The 23,240-nt window shown below is 63.2% G+C and carries 20 protein-coding genes and 2 pseudogenes; 14 read left to right on the forward strand and 8 right to left on the reverse strand.

The annotated features are described in order from the left end of the window. Positions 1–243: pseudogene (locus BLT27_RS17395) on the reverse strand (IS5/IS1182 family transposase); the annotation flags it as partial. A 531-nt stretch (positions 244–774) separates the two neighbouring features. On the opposite strand from BLT27_RS17395, the gene BLT27_RS17400 reads away from it, so the two are divergent. Beyond that, the gene (locus tag BLT27_RS17400) at positions 775–1,482 is read left to right on the forward strand and encodes a hypothetical protein (RefSeq protein ID WP_139172390.1); all 708 of its coding nucleotides are present in this window, start codon (positions 775–777) and stop codon (positions 1,480–1,482) included. Between the two features lie 540 nt (positions 1,483–2,022). Here BLT27_RS17400 and BLT27_RS20540 read toward each other — a convergent pair. After that, a pseudogene (locus BLT27_RS20540) lies at positions 2,023–2,747 on the reverse strand (cell division control protein Cdc6); the annotation flags it as partial. A 70-nt stretch (positions 2,748–2,817) separates the two neighbouring features. On the opposite strand from BLT27_RS20540, the gene BLT27_RS17410 reads away from it, so the two are divergent. From BLT27_RS17410 to BLT27_RS17430, 5 genes are all read left to right on the forward strand, one after another. Next, entirely contained in the window at positions 2,818–3,411 is a 594-nt protein-coding gene (locus tag BLT27_RS17410) for a DUF7437 domain-containing protein (RefSeq protein ID WP_089736219.1), read from the forward strand. Between the two features lie 143 nt (positions 3,412–3,554). Continuing rightward, positions 3,555–3,923 carry a ribbon-helix-helix domain-containing protein gene (locus tag BLT27_RS17415; RefSeq protein ID WP_089736221.1) on the forward strand — a complete coding sequence of 123 codons (369 nt, stop codon included), beginning with the start codon at positions 3,555–3,557 and terminating at the stop codon, positions 3,921–3,923. Then, entirely contained in the window at positions 3,920–4,486 is a 567-nt protein-coding gene (locus BLT27_RS17420; RefSeq protein ID WP_089736223.1) for a hypothetical protein, read from the forward strand. The genes BLT27_RS17415 and BLT27_RS17420 overlap by 4 nt, the downstream gene beginning before the upstream one ends. A gap of 736 nt (positions 4,487–5,222) precedes the next feature. Continuing rightward, positions 5,223–5,525, forward strand: a complete 303-nt coding sequence (locus tag BLT27_RS17425; protein ID WP_089736225.1) for a hypothetical protein — start codon at positions 5,223–5,225, stop codon at positions 5,523–5,525. A 6-nt stretch (positions 5,526–5,531) separates the two neighbouring features. Continuing rightward, positions 5,532–5,891: a single stranded DNA-binding domain-containing protein gene (locus tag BLT27_RS17430; RefSeq protein ID WP_089736226.1), complete on the forward strand. Its 360-nt coding sequence runs from the start codon at positions 5,532–5,534 to the stop codon at positions 5,889–5,891. Between the two features lie 266 nt (positions 5,892–6,157). On the opposite strand, the gene BLT27_RS17435 is transcribed toward BLT27_RS17430, so the two are convergent. The 4 genes from BLT27_RS17435 to BLT27_RS17450 are packed head-to-tail and all read right to left on the reverse strand — an operon-like array spanning position 6,158 to position 11,867. Continuing rightward, positions 6,158–7,264, reverse strand: coding sequence for a M24 family metallopeptidase (locus BLT27_RS17435; RefSeq protein ID WP_089736228.1), 1,107 nt, complete (start codon positions 7,262–7,264; stop codon positions 6,158–6,160). Next, positions 7,261–8,037 (reverse strand): aspartate/glutamate racemase family protein, encoded by a 777-nt coding sequence (locus BLT27_RS17440; RefSeq protein WP_089736231.1) that lies wholly within the window; start codon positions 8,035–8,037, stop codon positions 7,261–7,263. The genes BLT27_RS17435 and BLT27_RS17440 overlap by 4 nt, the downstream gene beginning before the upstream one ends. After that, positions 8,038–9,816: a hydantoinase B/oxoprolinase family protein gene (locus BLT27_RS17445; RefSeq protein WP_089736233.1), complete on the reverse strand. Its 1,779-nt coding sequence runs from the start codon at positions 9,814–9,816 to the stop codon at positions 8,038–8,040. Then, positions 9,813–11,867, reverse strand: a complete 2,055-nt coding sequence (locus BLT27_RS17450) for a hydantoinase/oxoprolinase family protein (RefSeq protein ID WP_089736235.1) — start codon at positions 11,865–11,867, stop codon at positions 9,813–9,815. The genes BLT27_RS17445 and BLT27_RS17450 overlap by 4 nt, the downstream gene beginning before the upstream one ends. A gap of 176 nt (positions 11,868–12,043) precedes the next feature. Here BLT27_RS17450 and BLT27_RS17455 point away from each other — a divergent pair, with 176 nt between their 5' ends. The 8 genes from BLT27_RS17455 (at position 12,044) to BLT27_RS17490 (ending at position 22,207) form a co-directional block, all read left to right on the forward strand. After that, positions 12,044–13,741 (forward strand): ABC transporter substrate-binding protein, encoded by a 1,698-nt coding sequence (locus tag BLT27_RS17455; protein WP_089736237.1) that lies wholly within the window; start codon positions 12,044–12,046, stop codon positions 13,739–13,741. Between the two features lie 9 nt (positions 13,742–13,750). Further along, complete coding sequence (locus BLT27_RS17460) at positions 13,751–14,776, forward strand: ABC transporter permease (RefSeq protein ID WP_089736239.1); 1,026 nt, start codon at positions 13,751–13,753, stop codon at positions 14,774–14,776. Beyond that, entirely contained in the window at positions 14,773–15,684 is a 912-nt protein-coding gene (locus tag BLT27_RS17465; RefSeq protein WP_089736241.1) for an ABC transporter permease, read from the forward strand. Before BLT27_RS17460 ends, BLT27_RS17465 begins: the two co-directional genes overlap by 4 nt. 1 nt (position 15,685) lies before the next feature. Then, a complete protein-coding gene (locus BLT27_RS17470; protein ID WP_089736243.1) occupies positions 15,686–16,792 on the forward strand; it encodes an ABC transporter ATP-binding protein in 1,107 nt (368 codons plus the stop codon). After that, positions 16,789–17,838, forward strand: coding sequence for an ABC transporter ATP-binding protein (locus BLT27_RS17475; RefSeq protein WP_089736246.1), 1,050 nt, complete (start codon positions 16,789–16,791; stop codon positions 17,836–17,838). The genes BLT27_RS17470 and BLT27_RS17475 overlap by 4 nt, the downstream gene beginning before the upstream one ends. 216 nt (positions 17,839–18,054) lie before the next feature. Next, a complete protein-coding gene (locus BLT27_RS17480) occupies positions 18,055–20,100 on the forward strand; it encodes a hydantoinase/oxoprolinase family protein (protein ID WP_089736248.1) in 2,046 nt (681 codons plus the stop codon). A 2-nt stretch (positions 20,101–20,102) separates the two neighbouring features. Continuing rightward, positions 20,103–21,878 (forward strand): hydantoinase B/oxoprolinase family protein, encoded by a 1,776-nt coding sequence (locus tag BLT27_RS17485; protein WP_089736250.1) that lies wholly within the window; start codon positions 20,103–20,105, stop codon positions 21,876–21,878. Then, on the forward strand, positions 21,875–22,207 hold the full coding sequence (locus BLT27_RS17490; RefSeq protein WP_089736252.1) for a cupin domain-containing protein: 333 nt from the start codon (positions 21,875–21,877) through the stop codon (positions 22,205–22,207). The genes BLT27_RS17485 and BLT27_RS17490 overlap by 4 nt, the downstream gene beginning before the upstream one ends. Before the next feature lie 7 nt (positions 22,208–22,214). On the opposite strand, the gene BLT27_RS17495 is transcribed toward BLT27_RS17490, so the two are convergent. Both BLT27_RS17495 and BLT27_RS17500 read right to left on the reverse strand, forming a co-directional pair. Next, complete coding sequence (locus BLT27_RS17495) at positions 22,215–22,745, reverse strand: Lrp/AsnC family transcriptional regulator (protein WP_089736254.1); 531 nt, start codon at positions 22,743–22,745, stop codon at positions 22,215–22,217. Between the two features lie 179 nt (positions 22,746–22,924). Next, positions 22,925–23,240, reverse strand: a 316-nt coding sequence (locus BLT27_RS17500) for a transposase (protein ID WP_139172391.1), incomplete at its 5' end; no start/stop codon positions are given.

The following is a 23,240-nucleotide window of genomic DNA, read 5'->3' on the forward strand; positions in this document are numbered from 1 at the left end:
GGATGGAGAGGGGAGATCGGCCGTGTCGAGGCCGATCTCCCCGGTTATTTGTGGCATCTCCTTCAGCAGATCAATCGTCATTCGGTAGGACGTATCGAGGTAAATCCGCAGACAATGGAGGGAAACGAGGGCATAGTCGGCGAATCCGCCGCCACCTTGCGGGGCGGCGGATTCGTCTCCATCACCGGTAACAACTTGGGCTATCGGCACAATCTCACCAGTGAAGCGGGAGATTTGTGTCATGGACAACCGAATCTCTCCGCTTCAACTCCTTTGATTTAGCGACCCATCCTGGTGCCGTCTAGTGATTCAACACAGCCCAACTACTCCATTTCGGAGTCCTACGAGGGTGATCTCGAACTCTCCTCCCCGCGGGGAGTCAGCGTGGCTCACAGTCGGGGGTTCGTCACGGGAGGGTTCAGCGACTCTCTCAGGTGGAATCAATCAGATCGCTCCCCGTCGTTGACGTTCGAACTGATACCATACAATGATGGGAGACGGTTCCCTCGAGGTGCAGATTGGTTGGTCGGACCCTCGCTCCAGCACTCGCAAAACGTCTCCATTCGTATGGCCCCGAACGGGTCGATTGGTTCCGACTTCATGTACATCGGCAACTACTCGACGGAGACGCGGACCGTAGGCTGTCAGCAACTCCGGCTTCTCGTCCCGGACCCGCTCAGCTCGAACCTGAGCGTGTCGAAGACACGAATCGTGGACACGCTTGCTGAAAGCTCTCGCCGATTGAATTCGAGCCCAGCCCGTGACGTGGTTCGAATGTACGCAATCGAAGGAAACCTCTCTACGGATTCCGACCGCCAGCTAGAGGGGTTCGCGACGGAGAATGGGAATTTCCTCGCAACAGCTTCCTACCCGTTCTACCAACCGGACAACATCTGGATTCACGAATACATCCATACCCGCCAGCGATTTGCTCCAATCGCTGGTGCCCAATGGACTACAGAAGGAACCGCGACCTATCTGGCAGCGCGTCTATCGCTCGAGCAGGGACTTACGTCGCCCCGTGAGTACGATGCGTTCCTCGCTCGCACGACTCTGTTATCGAATTCTACCAGTCTGAACCAGGTTGACGACCGGTCCCGGTACGCCTATCTCTGGGGTGCTGCTGCCTTGTCGACGATGGAATACGAACTCTCGGCCAGTAACACCAGTGTCGGTGATGCGGTCGAATTCATGAATTCACAGAGGACGGTCTCACAGACTGAACTGGACCGGTGGACAGACGAACGAACGAGGGACAACTACAGTCTCGATTCTGTGGTGTTCGCACAGCAACAGCCAACTCCGCGGTATCTTCTTGGCCCCTCGTGGCTCTCACCACAGGACCGCCATCTGATTCCCTACCTGCAGAAACCACTGGTCCGGCTGGCTTCACTCGCTTTCTCCCTGCTATTCCTCCACTCGCTCGTCATCAGTTACACACCGTACTCGATTACTGGTTCCATCTCGAGTTTGAAAGACTGAACACAGACCCCGGAGCCGTCCTCCGGTGCACATCTCCGTGCCCAGTTTGTTGGTCAACGAACGGCGATGCTCCCACGAACGCCTCTCATCCACTTCTAGGTCTTCGTTGGGCCGATAGAAATCAGGAGAGTCATAGCCGGTTAGAAACAGATCGGTATGGACGAACGAACACCGGATGACTATGCTATCGTCATTACACGGTTCAGTGTTTTCTTCAGGGACGAAAAACTCCAAGCACGATCAGACAGAGACGGCGTTGGATGGGAAGGGATCACCCTCCCACCCCACTACTTCCAATGCTTTCAGATGAAACGACTACCCAAACAGTCTGGGATAGTCGTTTGATGATAATAACCTACGGTTCTGGTTTCTACTATCTCTACTTAAACTTATGCTAGAGTTCTAGAACACTAAGAGACTACGATGGCATTGCCGACACAGGGAGCATTGGAACTAGTGGGGAGAGTTTGGACGAGCAAACACTGGAACTGATGGGGAGATACTAATCGAGAAAGCACTGGAAACAGTGGGGTGGGGGAGCTACTCCGTCGTATCGACAAATTCCGACAGCCCAGCTTTCACGGCAGACACGGGCTGGTCCAGCGAGTGCTCTTTGTACACACCACCATCGAGTCCACGGTTTACCTCTGTCGAGGACACGATCCCGAGCGTTTCCAGCTCGGAGAGATACTCGCGAACCGCCCGGTTCGGCACGGGCCCCTGCCCTTCCTTTTCACACACCATCTCGTACGGCTCGTAGATGTCACGGGTTCGAACGGGCTCACTCTGGTCTTGCTCGACCATCGCCAACACCCACAGCGTGAGCTTGCCGTGATACGAGTAGTTCCGTATCCCTTCGACGACCTGTTCTGTCTGTAACCGCTTTCGAGCCTCTCTTACGTGGTCGTCCGTGATGCTGTCGTCACCGCGCTCGCGAGCGAGATCACCGCTTCCAGCAGTAAGTCAAGCGCCTGGCGGGCGTCACCGCTGTCTTTCGCGCCATACGCCGCACACAGTCGGAGCACACTCTCACTGACAGCGCCATCTTTGAACGCGACGGATTCCCGCTGTTCCAAGACATCCACGAGTTCCGGGGCTTCGTACGCTGAGAACGACACCTCCTTCTCACACAGAGAGGACCGGACTTTGCTGGAGAGTTCCTGTCTGTAACTGAGATCATTCGAGATGCCGATGATGCCCAGCCGTGCGTTCGTGATGTCACCGTTCGAGCGTGCTCTGGGGAGCTGGTACAGTAGCGAGTCATCGTTGCGGCGCAGACAGAGCCGTCCCAACACTTTTTACTGATTCGCTGTAAACTGTAATCAAGAAGGAATCGTGTCACGCACTTCAAACCGCGTAGACGGCGACATCGTCCGGGATTTCCTCTCAGTCGCGGACCTCCTCGAGGAGCCACAGCTCGCCCAGCTGTACGCCTACCTCACTCGCGAGAACGAGACAACCGTTCAGGACGTGATGGACGACCTCGAGCTCGCCCAGGGGACCGCCTACAGCTACGTCAACCGGCTCGTCGACGCCGGCGTCGTCGACGTCACCGACGACGAGCAGCCGCGCCGGTACGCCGCCCGCGAGATCGACCTGACCGTGACAACGGCTGGCGGTGACCGCAATTACACAATCACGCCGGCGCTCATCGACGCCGTCGGCCGCCGCGAGACGAACGCCGACATCGACACCTACATCGACCGCCACGGTGTCGCCGGCCTCGCAACGGCGCTCACCTACGGCCTCGCCCGCGAGCGCGGTGAGGAGACCCACCGACTGATGGCCGAGGATCTCGATATCTCACCGCTCGCTGCGGAGATGATTCTGCAGGCGCTCCGGCCTGTCGTCCACGAGCACTACAATATCGAGGCGGCTGAGGCGGGACTCGGCGGGTTGGACGTCGGCGACGCGGGTGGCGGCGCGTAACTACCGCTATATCGGTGACCGTCGTGCCGTTCCTGTCACCCACTACAACCCGTACGACGTGAGGTATTTGTGACGATTCTATGTGCAAGCTGTGTGCATTCCCCGAAATGGTTTTCCGTCTATGTGCAGAACATGCACATAGAATGAGCGCAAGCGACGACCCACGTCGAGTCCACTTCCAGTCCCCGGAGTACCTCGTCGACCGGCTCGACGCTATCGCCGAACTCTTCGACAAAGACCGGACGGACCTCCTCGTCGAGGCCATCAGGGAGTACATCGAAGACACCGCCGACAGTGAGACGTTCCAGGAGCTAGTCGCGACGAAGTACTACGATGACCAGCTCGAGTTCGAGACGGTGAAGCAGTTGGTCGGTGCTGAAACGGCCCAGCGACTCCGTCTCCTCAAAGCGGACCTCGAGGACGAACTACTCGACCTCGGTTCCCCCGAAGACGTCGACATCTACGACGACGACGCAACGACAGTCGAAACCGAAGCCGACGACGACCGATGAGCGGCCATCGACTGCGGTCGGTCGTCGCCGACACGAGCGCGCTGGTCAGTCTGGCCGTGCCTCGTGCGGACGCAGCCGTCGATACCGTACCGGACCCGCTTCAGTACCTGCTCACATCGTGTGACGTGTCCGTGCCGCCAGAAGTACTCTCGGAGCTCCGCGACATAACACAGTATCAGGATATCCACGCTGCTGCTGCGAACAACGTCCTCGCGGCCCGCGAGCACTACACCGTTGAGGATCCCTACGAACGCGATGGCACGGATGACTCACGGCCGACATTCGGCCTCGACGATGGCGAGACTGATGGCATCGTCCTCGCAAACGCCCTCGACGTCGACGGGTTCCTCACCGACGAGTTCGGCGGGACGAACTTCCCACTCATCCACGCTGTCCTGCAGGGGCCGCGGATCGTCCCGACACCGCGGCTCATCTGTGACTATGCCCGGAACGGACACATGACCAACGAGGAGGCCAGGACGCTGATCTCGGCGGTCAGCCCGCATCGGAGTTGGGAGAACAGTCCGTACGTCACGCAATTGCTCCAGCGGCTCGACGAGTAGTCGTTCTACGAACGAGCTTGCGGGTCTTCAGTGCAGAACCTCCATTCACCAGTGATGACGCCGAACACCAAGCATCAGCAACGACTCTCCGAAAGCCCTCGGCCGCTCGACGTCCCGCGACCACACGAGACTGCGTCTCGTTTACTCCCGTTCGCTGCGCTCACGGGAACCACGCTGCGCTCCTCGTGCCTGCGGTGCTTGCGGGGTCGGGGGACGACCGAGGCGGCCTCGCCCTTTCTAAGTCCACCAGGGCCTGAGGAAGTCGATTCTCGACGAAGAGAAGGACAGGTGGATCCTCCACGACCAGTCCACTTGAGCATCCGCACCAGTCGGGAGTTCCGTCTCACATCGGGACCGTCTGTGGCTCTCTCCGAGACCTGATCAACCACAGTCCAGCATCGCGAGCCTGCTGTCCGGTGTGTTCGCAGCGGTCCGTTCGGGGTGGACTCCTCGGGTTGTGCGCGCTCCGGCCGTGCGGCCCGTTCCTGCCTGGCCCGGGCTTTCGCGGTTCCGTTGCGTCTGCGACGGACGGGACACGGTCCTGGGCCGGGTCGGGCCGAGTGCAGCCGCCCGCAACCGGGTTCGACCGGGACCGGACCGGCTGCATCTTCGCCTGCGAGCGCCGACGCTCGAAGCGGAGGAACGGCGGCTGGGTGAGGAACAAGAGTTAGAGCGGCAGCGAGACCGTGCACTGGCAGCGGAAGAGGCGGGCATCGACCGGGAGAGGTCGTGCAGGATGCAGACCGAGCGAGAGTCCAGTGAGCGCGTTCGCGAGTTCCGAGAGCGCGGCGTGCTCGGGAGCGGTGGTGGCCCTGACGTCGACCCGCGTGAACAACTCGACGCAGACACCCTGGGCGGGGTGAACCGATACGGGATGCAACTGGCGGAGCGCTTCCGGGGGCCGTCTCGGGGAGCCTACGCGAAGCAACTTGCGGAGAAGGTCGCGTGCCAGGGGGTGGGGTTGACGGCGGCAGTCCTCGAGACGAACGAAGAGGTGGCGAAGGGGACGGATGCGATCCAGCCCATCGCGACCCTCTAGGAGTGGATGGGCCCCCCCAAGTACTCCACCCAGGCAAACGTCGAAGCCGAAGTGACGACGCTCTACCAGCCGGCAGCGGTCAACCAGCAACAGGTCGGGATGCTGGATGATGGCTCGGCGACGGCGAAGCTGACGGTCTGGAAACGTTCCCGGGTTGAGACGGTGCTGAGCGAGGGTGACCGGTTCCGGCTGCTGAACTGTGAGGTCGGCTGGTACGGTGGCGAACCGACGTTGGCCGTGACGTCGAAGTCCGAGGTGACCGTGGTCGAGCGCGGTGACGGGTCGAGCCCGCGCAACGGGACGATGACCCACGCGGACTTCAACGAAGGTTTGGCGGAGCAGCACCTGGAGGTGCTCCGGGGCTGAGCTCGCAGGCTTCTCTCGGCCACGCTCTGCTCTCTCTTTTTTGCCGACGTAGCGGTGGGTCACGGGAGCCGTCGTGTGCCTTCTCTCCGGTCGCATCTAGCCCAGCACCGCAACCCCACCTCCCCACCCTCCGTGCCGTGCTCGCTCCCGAGACTCACTCCGTCTCTCCGTTCGTCTCACTCGCTGCGCGCGCAGCCACAACCTCCAATACAGTCGTTGTATTATTCAAAAAACCAACATTTGTATGGCTTCAGCAGTCTCGCCAGTCAGAGCGGTCCCCAGTCACGGGGGGAGTCATTCAACCGCTCGTAACTGTTCTCGGTAACTACGACGAGATCTTCGATACGGATACCGAACTCTCCCTCCAGATAGATGCCGGGCTCGACCGAGAATACCATCCCTGGCTCAAGCTCTCTGTCGTTGCCCGCAACGATGTACGGTGGTTCGTGCACCTCCAAGCCGACACCGTGTCCCGTGCGGTGGACGAACTGCTCACCATAGCCAGCCTCTTCGATGACCCCGCGCGCGACGGCGTCGATGGTCTCAGCAGTAACACCTGGTTCGACAGCGTCAATAGCAGCATCGTGTGCACGGCGGACAGCCCTGTGGGCCGAGTCAAATTCTTCCGGCGGTTCACCAGCGAAGACTATAGTCCGGGTCTGGTCGCTTGGATACCCTCCGACGCGAGTACCGAAGTCCAGCACAACAGGATCGCCATCTCGGATCTCTCGCTCGCCGTGGCGGTGGTGTGGCTTTGCGCCGTTGGGGCCGCTTCCGACAATCGCGTCGAAGGAAACGCCATTTCCTCCGAACTTGGCGAGTTGAGCTTCGATCTCCTGGGCGAGCTCGGTCTCTGTAAATCCGATAACCTCGTCGCCTAGCCGACGCACAGCCATCACGGTCCGGTCGGCGACTTCGCCGGCTTCCCGGAGCGCGTTGAGTTCGGCCTCGTCCTTCTGGATGCGCAACGATGCGAGTACGTCACTTGCGAGGCCGAACGAGGCGTCGGGTAGGACCGCACGCAGGTCCTGGCTGAAGCGGGCCCACATCCGGTCGTCGACGAGAAGTCGCCCCCCGTGGAGATTGCGTGTCTCGGCGATCTCCTCGACGAGTACGAGCGGGTCGTCGCCGTCGTCCCAGACCCGCACGTCATCGACGACCGATTCGTCTCGGATCTGAGACTCGTACATCGTCGGCGCGACGAAGACAGGCGGCCGGTCCGGTGTGACAAACAGGAACAGGTGGCGCTCCATCGGCTCATCGGTGAAACCTGAGAGGTAGCCCATGTCGACGCTTGGGAACAGCACGACTGCGTCGGCTCCTTCGCTCTCGAGAGCGTCCTGGCAGGCCGCGATACGCTTGGGGTGGCTCATGGCTCCTCCGTCCAGACGTCGGCATTCTCGTAGTCGTCCGCGATCCCCCATCGCGCAATCTCGTCGACCGGTGGCGACTCGTAGCTGCCGACCTTGCTGTGGGTCCAGCCGAGGTCAGCAAGGTCGGCGAGGAGTTCGGCGAACTTGAACGGGGCCGTCACGGCGTCGAGGACGGGAACGCCGAGGTCGTTCTGCAGCTCTTCGTAGAAGCCGTACTCGGCGGTACACCCGAGAATGACTATCTCGGCGTTGTCCTCTTCGACGACGGCCGTCGCTGCCTCGCGGAGTCGGCTCTCGGTCCGGTCGGGCTCGTCCTGGAAGTCGAGTACGCCGAGGTCGACCGGCCGGAAGGACGCAAGATGGTCACCGAAGCCGTACTTCCGGACGCGGTCGTGCATTTGTGGTACCCACTTCTGTCGGCCGACGACGACAGAGAACGACTCACCGAGCGTCGTCGCCAAATGGGTCGTCGCCTCGGCGGGGCCGACGACCGGCATCGACTCGCTCACCTCGCGGGCCTCTTCCAGCGCGAGGTCGTAGAAGCAGCCAATGACCGTTGCATCGTACCCCTCGTTCTCGGCTCGCTTGACCCGGTGGAGCACGTCCGGTGTGACGAGCGCTTCGTAGTAGTGGTACTCGACGTGGTGCGGGCCGCGGTCGAGCGCGGTCACGTCGACGGTCGTCTCCGGCCGGGCCGCCTCAGCGAGGATGTCGCCGATGTCACCCGATAAGTCGGCGTGCCCGACGGGGTCGATCCAGAGGATGTCCGTCATCTACCTGCCCCGCAGTTCGGCCGTCTCGTCGTGGTCAACCTCGCCGTCCTCTGTGATGGCGACACCGTACCGCTCACGGGCGGCCTCGCGGGAGACGTAGCCGTCGGCGACATCCTCGCGAACCGCCTCGGGGTCGCGGGCAAACGGTTCGCCATAGCCGCCGCCGCCGGCAGTCCGATTCGAGATGACCTCGTCCGGCATGAAGTTCCCACGGAACATCCCAGCGTGCTTGACGCTCTCGTCGTCGTAGAGATCGTCGTTGTCGACGAGCACCTCGACACGCTCGTCGAAGTCCTCACGGTCGGAGTCGAGCACAACGACGTTCTTCTCGCCCGGCGAACCGCCGTCGAGCCCCCAGTTCGCCGTGCGGGTCTTCTGGATGATAGAGAGCGCGCCGACGGGTTCGAGCACCCGGAAGTCCCGGCGGATGCCGAGGCCGCCGCGGTGTTTGCCTGCCCCACCGGAGTCCTCACGGAGCGAGAGCTGGTCGAACCGGATAGGTGCTTTGTTCTCGAACACCTCGATAGGGATGTTCCGGACCATCGTCTCGCTGATGTGCATGAGTGCGTTCTCGCCGTCGTGGCCGACGCCGGCACCCCAGCCGACCCCCTCGTTGTTCGCCTCGACGAACGGGCGGCCTGTCTCAGGATTCTCGCCGTACAGCATGATGTCGGCGAGGTCGCCGCCCGTGCTTGCCGGGACTCGGTCAGGCATCCCCTCCGCGAGTGCCCGGTACACCACGTCGATAGCGACGATGCCGGTCCAGACGGTAAACGTGGGTGCGGGATAGCTCGCGTTGAAAATGTTGTCTTCGGGGACGTGCATGGTCAGCGGTTCGTACTGACCGCCGTTGGAGTCCTCCTCAGGTGTCGTCAGCGTCTTGAAGCAGAGCTTGCAGATGGTCTCGGACATCCCCGGTGGGATGTTCAGCGGCTCGTCGACCAGGGGCGAGGACCCCGAGAAGTCGACGCTGAACTCCTCGCCGTCGATGGTGACCTCCGCGCGGAGCTTGATGAGGTCGCCTTCCTCACGGTTCACACCGTCGGCGTAGCCGGTCGCCGACCACGTGCCATCGGGCAGTTCCGCGACGGCCTCGCGGGCGGTGCGCTCGCCGTGGTCGAGGATCCGATCGATGCTAGTCTCAACGGTGTCCGCGCCGTACTTCTCGTACAGTTCTTGTAGGCGCTTCTCCCCGGTACGGACCGCCGCGACCTGCGCATTGAGGTCGCCGACGACCTTCTCGGGCATCCGGGAGTTGAACCGGATAATATCCATAATCTCGGGGTCCGGCTCCCCGTTCTTGTACACCTTCGTCCCCGGGAACAGCACGCCCTCCTGGTGGACGTCCGTGGAGTCGAGTACGTAACCGGAGTCCTTCGCGCCGAGGTCAAGCCAGTGGGCGCGACACGTCGTGTAGCCGATGAGCTCGTCGTCGTAGAACACCGGCGCGAACAGCAGCACGTCGAGCGTGTGCGTACCGCTCCAGTACGGGTAGTTCATGATGAACACGTCGCCGGGTTCCATGTTCTCCTCGCCTACGTGTTCCACGGCCTTCTTGATGCCGTAGTCGTTCGCGCCGAGGAACAGCGCGAGCCCCGGCGAGTCTGCGACGAGGTTGAGGTCGCGGTCGAACACCGAGATACCGAAGTCCAGTATCTCGTAGATGATGGTGTTGTAGGCGGTCCTGATCAGCGTGCGTTGCATCTCGGTGGCGGCCGACGTGAGGTAGTTGCGGACGACCTCGACGGTGGCCGCGTCGACGTCCTGTTGGGTGCTCATTGTTCGCCTCCGGTGGTGATGATGATGTGACCGTACTCGTCGACGGTCGCGTGCTGGTCGCCGTGGAAGACCAGCGAGGTGGTGGGTTCGGTGACGACCGCGGGGCCGGTGAGCTCGTCGCCCGGCGCAAGCGTTGCGCGCTCGTAGATGTCGAACTCAGTGAACTCGTCCGCGGCGAAGCAGTACGCCTCGCGGGTGTCCGAGGGTGTTGGCCCGTCGCCAGAGCGCGGAGCCTGCTCGTCGAGCGTCGGCTTGTCGTTCTCGCCGACAGCCCGGACACGGAGGTGGACGACCTGGACCGGATCGTCCATCGTGTGCCCGTAGCGCGTCTCGTGCTGAGCCTCGAACCGCTCGGCGAGCTCGTCGAGGTCAGCGACGCCGTCGGCGTCCACCTCGACGGTATGCTCCTGCCCGAAGTAGCGCATCTCGACGGCGCGTTCGAGGTACTGGTCGGCCTCGTCAATCCCCTCCTCGGTGAGCGTCTCGCGCCCCTCGGTTTCGAGATCCTCGAAGGCGGCGTCGAGCGTCTCAAGTTCGACATCGTCGAGGACGGCAATCATCGTCTGCGAGAAGTCGTAGACGACATCGGCCATCAGCATCCCCCACGCGGAGAATACCGAGGGTGCCTGCGGGACAAGCACTTCCTTCACGTCGAGTTCGCGCGCGAGTAGCGGGACGAACATCGGGCCCGCGCCGCCGTAGGCGACCATCGAGAAGTCACGCGGGTCGAGCCCCTTCTCGACGGTGATCTCGCGGATTGCCCCGACAGTGTTCGCGAGTGCCACGTCGAAGACGCCGCGGCTGGCGTCCGGGACGGACGTGCCGAGCGGGTCCGCGAGCGTTTCCTCGATACCGTCGATAGCGTCGTCCGCGGCGGTGTCCATCTCGCCGCCGAGGAAGTCGGCGGGGTCGAGGAAGCCCAACGCGAGGGCGGCGTCGGTCACCGTCGGCTCGGTGCCGCCGTTGTCGTAGCAGATGGGGCCGGGGTCCGCGCCCGCGCTCTCGGGACCGACCTTCAGCAGGTCGCCGTCGAGCCAGGCGATGGATCCCCCGCCCGCGCCGATGGTCCGGATGTCATACACCGGAATGAGCATCGGTTGATGTTCGAGCGTCGAATCGTACTTCACGACCGGCGATCCGTCCTCAACGACGGCTGCGTCGAGACTCGTCCCGCCCATGTCGACCGTGATGAGGTTTTCGCGGTCGGTCGTGTCGCCGACGTTGGCCGCGCCAATGAGCCCGCCCGCGGGGCCAGAGAGGATGGTGTGGACGGGCGCGGTCTTCGCGCTCTCGGCGGTGAGCGTGCCGCCGCCCGAGCGCGTGACGAAGAACGAGCCGTCGAAGCCCGCGCCGGTGAGCGAGTCGTCGAGCGTGTCGACGTAGTTCTCGAAGATGGGTTTGATGTAGCTGTCGAGGACGGCCGTGCTCGTGCGTTCGTACTCGCGGTACTCGCCGGTGATGTCGCTGGAGACCGAGACGCTGACCTCAGGGTGGGCGTCGCGGACGACGTCGGCGGCGGCCTGCTCGTGCTGACCGTTCTGGTAGGAGTGCAGGAAGCAGATGGCGATGGCCTCGACGTCGTGTTCCTCGACGAGGACGTCGGCGGCCTCGCGGACGGCCGCCTCGTCGAGCTCCTCGACAACGGCACCGTCCGCGTTCAGACGACCGGGGACGCCGAGTCGTCGGCGACGGGGTACCATCGGCTCCGGCTTCTGATAGTTGATGTCGTACATCGCGTCGCGTTCGAGATTTGTGCGGCCGATCTCGTGGACGTCGGCGAACCCCTCGTTGGTGATGATGCCGATACGTGCGCCGTCGCGTTCAAGGACGGCGTTCAGCCCGAGTGTTGTCCCGTGGACGAACGCCTCGGCCGTCTCCAGATCCGCGTCAACCTTCTCAACGGCGTCGAGCACTCCGTCCGATGGCTGGTCAGGTGTGGTAGCCGCCTTCTCGAGCGTGAGGTCGCCCGTCTCACGGTCGAACGTGATGGCGTCAACGAACGTACCGCCGATGTCTACGGCGACGCGCTGGCTGGTGTTATCTTGTCTCACGAAGTATTCGTTTCGTGTATTCGTATATATTGCTTTCCCCAATACCACCGATTCGTGTTTCTTCACACTCAAAACGTTTCATGAATTCGTTGTTTGTGCCCATATAGTAAATATCGACACCGATTTCGTCGATATTATGCAGTAGTATTAAGACACCGGGATTGCAGGTAGCTACCATGCGTAACGATACCAACCACAACTTCGACCGGCGTGACTTCCTGAGATACGGGAGTGCAGCGACGATTTCGACCATCTTCGCCGGCTGTACCGGGAACCAGTCGTCGGACAGCACGACGAACGATTCGGGTGATGGTTCACCCGATACGGATACTTCTGATGACGGCTCGTCCGGCAGTGGGAGTGGTGGTGCGTCCTTCGAGTACGTCACTACGGTCGCCCCAAGCTCACTCGACCCGATGAAGGGGTCGGACAACCTCGAGACGATCGTCCTGCACAACGTCTACGACCCGCTGGTGTACTACACGGACAGCACGCCGCCGGAGCTCCAGCCCTGGCTGGCCGAGGACTGGGAGGTTGCGGACGACGGCCGCACGTACACGTTCAACCTGCGCAGCGACGCGACGTTCCACAACGGCGACCCCGTCACCGCGTCCGACGTGCAGTACTCCGTCCAGCGGATGATGGAGATGCAGAACGGCTTCTCGTGGATGTGGTCGGGCATCCTCTCGCCTGAGAACGTCACCGCCGTCGACGAGACCACCGTCGAGATGGTCACCACCGAGGTGTTCGCGCCGTTCCTCTACACGCTCCCGTTCCTCTACGTCGTCAACCAGGAACAGGTCGAGGCGAACGCGGCAAGCGACGGGAACTTCGGCGAGCACGGGGACTACGGCACCAGCTGGCTCGAGGACAACGACGCCGGCAGCGGCCCCTACGTCCTCAGCGAGCGCGAACGCAGTCGCCAGATCGTCATCGAGCAGAACGACGACTGGTGGGGCTCCTTCCCCGACGACCGTTACAGCAGTGTCACCACCGAGATCGTCCAAGAGTCCGCGACCGCCGCGGGTCGGATGCGCGAGGGGGCAGAGATGTCCGACCAGTGGCTCCCGCTCCAGACCTACAACGATCTCGAGGGGGGTGACGACGTCCGCGTACACGCGAAGGCGACATTCAACCCCTTCTACATCTACATGCACACCCAGCGGGCACCACTCGACGACGTGCATGTCCGGCGGGCCATCTCGTACGCCTTCGACTATGAGGCAGCCCTCAACGACGTAATGGCGGGTGACTCCGACCATCTCCAGGGACCGCTCCCAGGCGCGATGTGGAGCCACACCGAGGACCTGCCGACGTACGAGCAGGACTTCGAAGCCGCCCAGGCCGAACTTGACCAGTCCGACTACAGTGCGAGCGACCTAGACCTGAACTACACGTATGTCTCCGGCCTGACCACCGAGGAGAGCATGGGACTCCTGCTCCAGTCGAACCTGCAGGAGCTCGGAGGCTCGCTCACCGTCGAGCGCGCGCCGTGGTCGAACATCACCGAGATGGCGGCGAATCCGGACACGACGCCGGACATGCTCGCCATCTACCTCTCCTTCAGCTACGCCGACCCCGACACGTTCCTCTACCCGGCCTGGCACAGTGACTCCCACGGCTCGTGGACCAGCGCAGCGTGGTACCAGAACGACGAGGTCGACCGGTTGCTCACCGAGGGCCGTCGGACCGTCGCACAGGAGAACCGTATCCCCATCTACGAGGAAGCCCAGCGCATCATCGCTGAGGACGCCCCCGCGCTGTTCGTGATGAACCAGGCGACCCGGAACGCGCTCTCCGAGAGCGTCCAGGGGTTCCAAGACAACGGCATCACGGGCTACCGTCAGACCTTCCACCGGTACCACCAGGACTGATTCACCAGTATGGGCCACAGAAACTACCTGATCAAGCGCGGCCTGTCGACCATCCCGATGTTCGTGGGCCTTTCGGTGCTGATCTTCACCCTGGCTCGCGTCATCCCCGGCAGACCCGCACGGCTGGCGCTCGGTCCCCGCGCAAGTGACGAAGCCGTCCAGAACCTCCGTGAGCAGATGGGATTGGACAAACCACTCTGGGAACAGTATTTCGACTACGTCGGGGGTGTCATCCAGGGTGACCTCGGACAGTCGCTCATCTCGAACCGGAACGTCGCGACCGACCTCATGGAGTACTTCCCGGCGACGTTCGAGCTGACGACGCTCGCGATGATAATCGCTGTCTTCGTCGGCGTCCCCCTCGGCGTCGTCGCGGGCCAGCATAAGGACCGGTGGCCGGACAACGCCAGCCGCCTGTTTTCCTTCTTCAACGTCTCACTACCCCCGTTCTGGGCGGGTATCCTGCTCCAGCTCGTCATCGCGTTCCAGCTGGGCTGGCTTCCCGCGACCGGGCGGGTCGGCGACGTAAGCCCGATGCCGATAGAGACTACAGGCTTGCTGCTCGTCGACAGCCTGCTCGCGTTCAACGTGCCCGCGTTCGTCAGTGCGACCCAGCACCTCATCCTGCCAGCCATCACGCTGTCGCTCGCGCCAATCGCGGACATCGCCCGGATGACGCGGTCGAGCTTTATCGAGGAGTACGACAAGGACTACGTCGAGGGCCTCCGCACTCACGGTATCCCGGAGCGACTCATCGCGTACAAGTACGTGCTCCGGCGCTCCTTTGCCTCCTCGCTGACCATCATCGGGCTGGACTACGGCTTCCTGCTCGGTTCGGCGTTCGTCGTCGAGATCGTGTTCTCGTGGCCAGGGATGGCCTCCTACGGCGTCGAAGCCATCCTTCAGAAAGATATCAACGCGATGGTCGGCGTCACGCTCGTCGTCGGTGCGTCGTTCCTGCTCGTGAACTTCGCCGTCGACGTGCTGTATGGCGTCTTCGACCCCCGAGTCTGGCACGACGGTGATTCCCAATGAGCAACAGTGAGACCGTCACCGCCGACGACCCCGGGGTACTCGAACGCCGCCGGGAGGATCTTAACCGCGTCGTCTACCGATTCAAACAGAATCCGATGTCGATACTCGGTCTGTGTATCATCTTTGGCTTCGTGTTCATCGCAATCTTCGCGCCGTACATCGCGCCGTACCCGAACGATGCGGGCTACCAGAACCAACCCGCGGTCCACTTCGACCAGAAGTTCGAGTCGCCGAGCGCGGAGCACCTGTTCGGTACGGACCAGGCAGGTCGTGACATCTTCAGTCGCGTGCTATTCGGCACGCGCCTCTCGCTGCGCATCGGGGTGGTCGTGCTCGCGGCCGCTGTCTCCATCGGGGTACCGGTGGGCCTCGTCGCCGGCTATCTCGGCGGGGGGGTCGGCATGGCACTGATGCGCATTACCGACGTGTTCCTATCGGTGCCACCATTAGTGCTTGCACTCGCGGTGAGCGTCGCGCTCGAACCAAATCTAACGAATGTGATGCTCGCCATCGCGGCAGTCTGGTGGCCGTGGTACGCCCGACTCACCTACGGGGAGGTGCTCTCGGTGAAGGAGGAGACGTATGTCGAGGCGAGCCGCGGCATTGGAGCGACCTCGACGCGCACCATCTTCCGGGAGATACTCCCGAACGTACTCGCACCAATCACGGTGAAGATGAGCCTCGACATGGGCTACGCCATCCTCGTCGCCGCCTCGCTCGGCTTCCTCGGCCTCGGCGCACAGCCGCCGACGCCCGAGTGGGGGACGATGGTGAGCCAGGGACGCGACTACATGCCAGCACAGTGGTGGTACTCGACGTTCCCCGGCCTCGCCATCTTCCTCATCGTGCTGGGGTTCAACTTCCTCGGTGACGGCCTGAGAGACATGTTCGACGTGGAGGTGCAGTAAGATGGCCGACCCAATCCTCTCCGTCGACGACCTCTCGGTCGAGTTCGAGACGTACGAGGGCCGACACCACGTGCTCGACGGCGTCGACCTCACCGTTGAGGAAGGCGAGACGGTCGCCCTCGTCGGCGAGACGGGCTGTGGGAAATCCGTCACTGCGAAGTCCATCATGGGTACGCTGCCCCGCCCACCCGGCGAGATTACCTCGGGCAGCATCACCTACGACGGCACCGGTCTGCTCGCCGACGCGGACGCCCACGCACGCGTCCAAGGCGAGGAAATGAGTATGATCTTCCAGGACCCGATGACGTACCTCTCGCCGGTGTACCCCGTCGGCTCGATGATGGCTGACGTGGCAACCTACAGCGGCGGGGAAGACGTCTCTTGGCTCGGTATGCTGAAAAACCTGCTCGGTCGTCGGGCGAACCGCGGCGAGATTCGCGAGCGCAGTATCGAGCTACTTGATCGGATGCGCATCCCCGACCCCGAGGGGACGCTGGACCGCTACCCAGTCGAGCTCTCGGGTGGTATGCGACAGCGCGTCATCGTCGCAATGGCACTCATCAACGACCCAACATTCCTTATTGCCGACGAGCCGACGACCGCGCTCGACGTGACCGTGCAGGACCAGATCCTCAGCCTGCTCAGAGAGCGCGTCGAGGAGCGTGACCTCTCGATGCTGTATATAACGCACAACCTCGGCGTCGCCCGTGAGATAGCCGACCGCATCTGCATCATGTACGCCGGTGAGATCGTCGAAGTCGGGACGACCGAGGAGATATTCGACGCGCCGCTGCACCCCTACACCCGGGGGCTGCTCGACAGCATCCCGAAGCTCACCGGCTTCGAGGGCGACGGCATCGACGGACAGATTCCGGACTACACCGACCCGCCCACCGGCTGTCGGTTCCACCCACGCTGTCCCGCCGCGATGGCGGGCACCTGCGACGTGGAGCCGGTCGAGTCCCACGCCGTCGGCGACGACCGGGCCGTCGCCTGCCACCTGTACGAGGACGGGATGTCATTCGGTGAGGCCGCAACAGTCGCCGAGGAGGAGGCCGGTGGCCCGACCGATGAACCCGTCACCGCCGAGGCTGGAGGTGAGCCATGAGCGGAGACCCGCTCGTCTCGGTACGGAACCTGGAAAAGTACTACCCGGTTGACACTGGGCTGTTCAGCCGGACCGAGTCGTACGTGAAAGCCGTCGACGGCGTGAGCTTCGACATCATGCCCGGCGAGACGTTCGCCGTAGTCGGCGAGTCCGGCTGTGGCAAGACGACGCTCGGCAAGACCGTGGCCCGGCTCTACGAGGCGACCGGCGGAACCATCGCGTTCGAGGGCCAGGACATCACCGACCTCGACGGGAAGGCACTCCGCCAGCTCCGCCGCGACATCCAGGTCGTCTACCAGGACCCGTCATCGTCGCTGAACCCGCGCCGGCGCATCGGAGCCATCGTCAAGGAGCCGCTGGCCGTCCACGACGTCGGGACGAAGGCCGAACGCGACGAGCGCGTCGCCGAACTGCTCCGGCGGGTCGACCTGCCGGTCGAGTTCCGCCACCGCTACCCGAACGCGCTCTCGGGCGGGCAGAAGCAGCGCGTCGCCATCGCCCGCGCGCTGGCTGTCGAGCCGAAGTTCGTCGTACTCGACGAGCCGACGAGCGCGCTCGACGTCTCGGTACAGGCGAAGGTAATCTCGCTGCTCGACGACCTACAGGACGAGCTCGACCTGACGTACCTGCTCATTAGCCATGACCTCAGCCTCGTGAAGAACGTCGCCGACCGCATCGGCGTGATGTACCTCGGCAACCTCATGGAGGTCACCGACAGCCGGACGCTGTTCGAGAATCCGGTAAACCCCTACACCGAACAACTGCTGTCAGCCATCCCGGTCGTCGAGAGTGGCGAGCAATCCCTGAAGCCGCCGTCCGTGGAGGTCCGCGGCGAGACGCCGGACCCGAAGGACCCGCCGTCGGGCTGTCCGTTCCACCCGCGCTGTCACCGCGCGTTCGACGCCTGCGACGCCGTCGACCCCGAACTCGTCGAGGTCGAGGACGGCCACCAGACCCGGTGTCTCCACGACCCGGGACCGAAGGCCGAGGCGGTGGCCGAACACCGCTCCGATGACGTGACCCAGGAGGGAGTCACCGAGGATTAGCGGACGCCACGGGCGCGGCGGGCGGAGGCACTCACCCATTGTCTGCCCTCCAGCTCGGCCGCCCGGTCAGTCCGTCGAAGCGGTCGTTTCCTGTTCCAGTTCGGCCGGTGAGCCTGCACTATATGAACTATTCAGAGCCACCCATACTCATTTTGAGCACCTATTAGAAAGAGTACGCACGATAAGTTTATAGAGTATGACTTTCTGTTATTCACCATGACAGAATATACCACCCGTGTCGCTGTCGACATTGGGGGGACGTTCACCGACCTCGTGGCGGTGCGAGACGGTGGGTTGACCCTCGCGAAGGCGTCGACGACACCGTCGAACTTCGCCGGGGGCGTGCTCGACGCCGTCGAGAAGCGCGACCTGCCGCTCGCGTCGGTCGACCAGTTCGTCCACGGCACGACGGTCGTCATCAACGCCATCACCGAACGAACCGGAGAAGAAACGGCACTCCTGACGACCGAGGGCTTCCGCGACGTGCTCGACGTGACGCGCGCGAACCGGCCCGACATGTTCAACTACCAGTACGAGAAGCCCGAGCCGTTCATCCCGCGCCGGCACCGTTGGGAGGTCCCCGAGCGCGTCGACCAGGCCGGCGAGACCGTCGAGCCGCTCGACGAGGACGCCGTCCGCGACGCTGCCCGCGATATCCGCGACGCCGGCTTCGACACCATCGCGGTCAGCTACCTCCACAGCTACGAGAACCCCGACCACGAGCGTCGGACCCGCGAACTCGTCGCGGAGGTCCACCCCGACGCCTACGTCACGCTCTCGCACGAGCTGACGAAGGAGTACCGCGAGTACGAGCGCACCAACACCACCGTGCTCAACTCCTACGTCCGACCCATTGCCGACGAGTACCTCGACACGCTCGCCGGCCGGCTCGGCGACCGTGGCTTCGACGGCAACACTTACGCGATGAAGTCGAACGCGGGTACTGCGAGCTTCGACGAGGCGCGCCGTCGCCCCGTCGAGATGGTCGAGAGTGGGCCCGTCGGCGGAGTCTACGGCGCGGCCCACGTCGGCCGCCAGCTCCACGAGCCCGACGTGGTGAGCTTCGACATGGGCGGCACCACCGCGAAGACCTCTGTCGTCCAGGACGGTGAGGTCACCATCGACACGGACTACTGGCTCGAATCCTCGCCGCGCGACGAGGGCTACCCACTCAAGATCCCAGTCGTCGACATCGTCGAGATCGGCGCGGGCGGCGGCTCCATTGCCTGGGTCGACAAGGGTGGCTCCATCAACGTCGGGCCGAAGAGTTCGGGTGCCGACCCAGGGCCCGCCTGCTACGGGCGCGGCGGTACCGAGCCGACCGTCACCGACGCGAACCTTCTCACCGGCCGGCTGAACCCCGACTACTTCCTCGGCGGCGATATGTCCCTCGACGTCGACGCCGCCGAGTCCGCGCTCGAACCACTCGCCGACACCTTCGGCACGAGCGTCCGCGAGGCCGCCCACGGCGTGCTCCGCGTCGTCAACTCCAACATGGCGAACGCGCTCAAGCAGGTGAGCATCCGTCGCGGCCACGACCCACGCGACTTCGTGATGGTAGCCAGCGGCGGGGCGGGCCCGCTGCACGCCGCGACGCTCGGGCGTGAACTCGGCGTGAAGGAGACGGTCGTCCCGCGTGCCCCCGGGCAGTTCTCCGCGTGGGGGATGCTGATGACCGACCTCCGGAAGGACTTCGCGCGCACCCACGTCCGCCCGTTCGACGCCGCCCACGCCGGCGATGTCGCCGACATCGTCGACGAGCTGGAGGCAGAGGCGCGCGACGCCTACGCCGCCGAGGAGGTCGACGAGGACGATCTCGTGCTCGAACGCTCGGTCGACCTACGCTACGCCGGTCAGGAGCACACCGTGAACACGCCGCTTGGGGACGGCCCGATCGACGCAAGCAGGGTCGCCGGGACGGTCGAGCGGTTCCACGAGCGCCACGAACGCACGTACAACTTCCGGCTGGACGATCCCTGCGAGGTCGTCAACGTCCGGCTGACCGCCTCGGCACCGATGCCCAAGCCCACGGTCGAATCGCTCGCAACCGACGGCGAGCCCGCAGACGCAGTGAAAGCGACCCGCGCGGTCGACTTCGCCACCGAGGGCGTCCACGACGCTCGCGTCTACGAGCGCGACGCCCTGCCGACGAAGACGCCCATCGACGGTCCCGCAGTCGTCGAGGAGCCCGCCTGCACGACGCTCGTCCACCCCGACCAGACGCTCACGGTCGACTCGTTCGGCCACCTGCACATCAGCTAACCATGTCACAGCAACCCACCGAAACCGACAGCGCAGTTGACCCGTTCACGCGCGAGGTCGTGACGAACGCCCTACAGAGTGCCGCTGAGGAGATGTTCCTCAACCTCGGCCGCACCGCGAAGTCGAGCGTCATCTACGAGACGCTGGACTACGCCTGTGGAGTCACCGACGCCGACGCGAACGTCGTCGCGCAGGCCAACGGCGTCCCCGGCTTCCTCGGGACGCTGAAGTTCTGCGTCGCCGACGCCCTCGAGAAGTTCGGCCAGGACGGCTTCGATCCCGGCGACGTAGTGCTTCTCAACGACTACCACGGCGGCACCCATCTCAACGACGTGGCGATGGTAGCGCCCATCTTCGTCGACGACGACCTCATCGGCTTCACCGCATCGAAGGCCCACTGGACCGATGTCGGAGGGAAGGACCCCGGCTCGTGGACGACCGACGCAACCAGCGTCTTCCAAGAGGGGGTTCAGTACCCGATGGTGAAACTGTACGAGGGCGGCGAACGAAACGACGCAGTCTACGACATCATCGTCGCCAACACACGGATGCCAGAGGTAACGCTCGGCGACATGGAGGCCCAGCAGTCCTCGATGGGCGTCGGGGCCGAGCGCGTCGTTGAAGTATACGAACGCTACGGTGTCGATACCGTCCAGCGCGCCGTCGAGGACAGTTTTGACGCCGGCGAACAACTCGTCCGTGAGGAGATACGGAAGCTACCCAACGGCACCTACACCGCCGAAGACAAACTCGACGGCGACAGCGTCTCCGGCGACCCAGTCCACGTTGAGGTCGAGGTGACCATCGAGGACGAGACGATCGCTCTCGACTACACTGGCACTGACCCGGAGGCGGACGGCCCTATCAACGCGCCGTACGCCGCCTCCGTCTCCGACGTGCGGTCGTTCTTCCAGGCCATCACGCTCCCCGACGCCGACACCAACGAAGGGTTCTTCCGGCCGCTCGATATCACGATTCCGGAAGGAACAGTACTCAATGCCACGAAACCGGCCCCCATCGGAACCGACTGGGAGGGCTCGGCGATGGCCGCGGACCTGCCGTGGAAGGCACTTGCGCCCCACCTCCCAGACCGACTCTCCGCTGGCCACTTTCTCAGCGTCTGTGCGACCATCGTCGGCGGGCACGACGAGCGCCGCGGCGAGGAGTTCCTCGTCGTGGAACCCCAACCCGGCGGCTGGGGCGCGAGCCCGGGACAGGACGGTGCGGACGTGCTCGTCTGCTCGGGCGATGGCGACACGCTGGAGATGCCTGTCGAGGTCATGGAGACACGATTCCCGCTCCTGTTCGATCAGGCAGCCCTCGACACACCCCAGACCGCTGGCCACGGCGAGTTTCGCGGCGGCACCGGCTTCGTGCAGGACTACCGGATATACAACGAGTCTGGAGGCTTCATCACTGCCGGCTTTGGTCGCTCCGAGTTCCCGCCGTGGGGCGTTGAGGGAGGGCAGGACGGGGACGGTAACCACATCGAGATACTCCGGACCGACGGGGAGAACGAGCACCATAGCAACCTCACCAACCACGAACTGGGTGACGGCGATGTCGCCCGACTGGTGACGAGTTCGGGCGGCGGCTGGGGCGACCCACGCGAGCGCGACCCCGAACGCGTCCGCGAGGACTTCCGCGACGACTACATCACCCGCGAGACGGCCCGAGAGGTATACGGCGTCGAACTCGACGGAGATGGAACAGTCGACGAGGACGCGACGGCGGCACTTCGTGACACAACTACAGATGCAGCAGGTGACGACGAATGAGCGACGTCGAACTCACCGAACTCGCCGACGTCTGGGACGACAGCATGGGGAGCCCGCTTACGCTTTTCGAGAACGACGACCCCGAGTCACGGACGGGGTCGTACGTCCTCCAGCCCGGTGAGCGCGTGCCTGAGGAGGGCTGGACCTCGCACGCCGGCGACGAGATATCAGTCATTCTCTCGGGTTCGGTCGAACTCGTCACACCCGACGGCGAGTACACCGTCGAAGCTGGGACACTCTCTGTGATTCCCGCCGGTATCGAGCACTACAGCGTCAATTACGGCGACGAGCCCTGTCGGCTGGTGTACACCGCAGTCGGGGGGCTCTGAGAAGCAACTACTCTCCGTCGGTGACTTTCTTGTGCCAGGCCTTGTGTGTCTTCGTAACCGGAATTGCCTCGTAGCTCTCAACGACCGGGTTGTTCTGGAGTTCTCCTCTGAGGTACTCCTTTATGTCCGAGAGTGAAGCATGCCAGACCCGCAATAACAAGTCGTACTTACCCATGTACTCCTCGATTTCGTAGATGAGCTCCTCACTCTGGACATGTTCGACGAACGCGTCTAGTTCGTCGCTGTCCACGCCAGATTCGAGAGTGACGAATACGTCAGCGTAGGCGAGCTTCGCCTCCTGCAAGACGAGGACGCCAATAACGTCGACCAGACCGTTTTCCTGAAGGTTCTTCCGTCGTCGTCGAGCCGCTGTTCGAGAGAGGCCGACCCGTTCACCGATTTCAGTGTCGGACATCCGACCATCCTCGTTTAGTGCCTTGTAGATACGATAGTCCGTCTCGTCGAGATGCTCCTTCAGAATCCGCTTTACTTTGTTGTTTTCGAGCCATTCGTCCGCAGAGATAGACTGTGAACTCATCCCTTCACCAGTACTCGGTGTAGGGTACTGTAATTATCGGTCAGATTGTAGAGTGCGGCGACCGATTCGTCTATTCACAAGCGTATTGTAGACAAACAATGGCCTGAACGAGTCGTTATCCGGGTTTCTCGTGTTTTCGTTCGACAGGGCTGTGTTGAATCGCCATAAGGCGGTGGATTTCACTGTTTGACGGCACGCTTGATGTTGTAGACGACACACATCAGAGCGATTTCTCGGAACTCGCGGAACCAGGAACGCGCTCGCACGGCGAAGCCGAGCGAGCGCTTGACAGCCGAGTTCACGGTCTCGGTCATAGAGCGCTGATTGTAGCGCTGTTCGTCGATTCTGGCGTTATGCGCGTGATCAGACGGTGCGAAGATGCGATGTTTGATGAGCGGGCGAATCCCGAGGTCACGAAGGGATTCGCGGAGCGACTGCTTGTCATAGCCTTTATCGGCGGCAAGCGACCGCAGATCGCCCGCATTCCGGCGGGCG

Source organism: Haloarchaeobius iranensis (genome assembly GCF_900103505.1).
Classification (GTDB): Archaea; Halobacteriota; Halobacteria; order Halobacteriales; family Natrialbaceae; genus Haloarchaeobius; species Haloarchaeobius iranensis.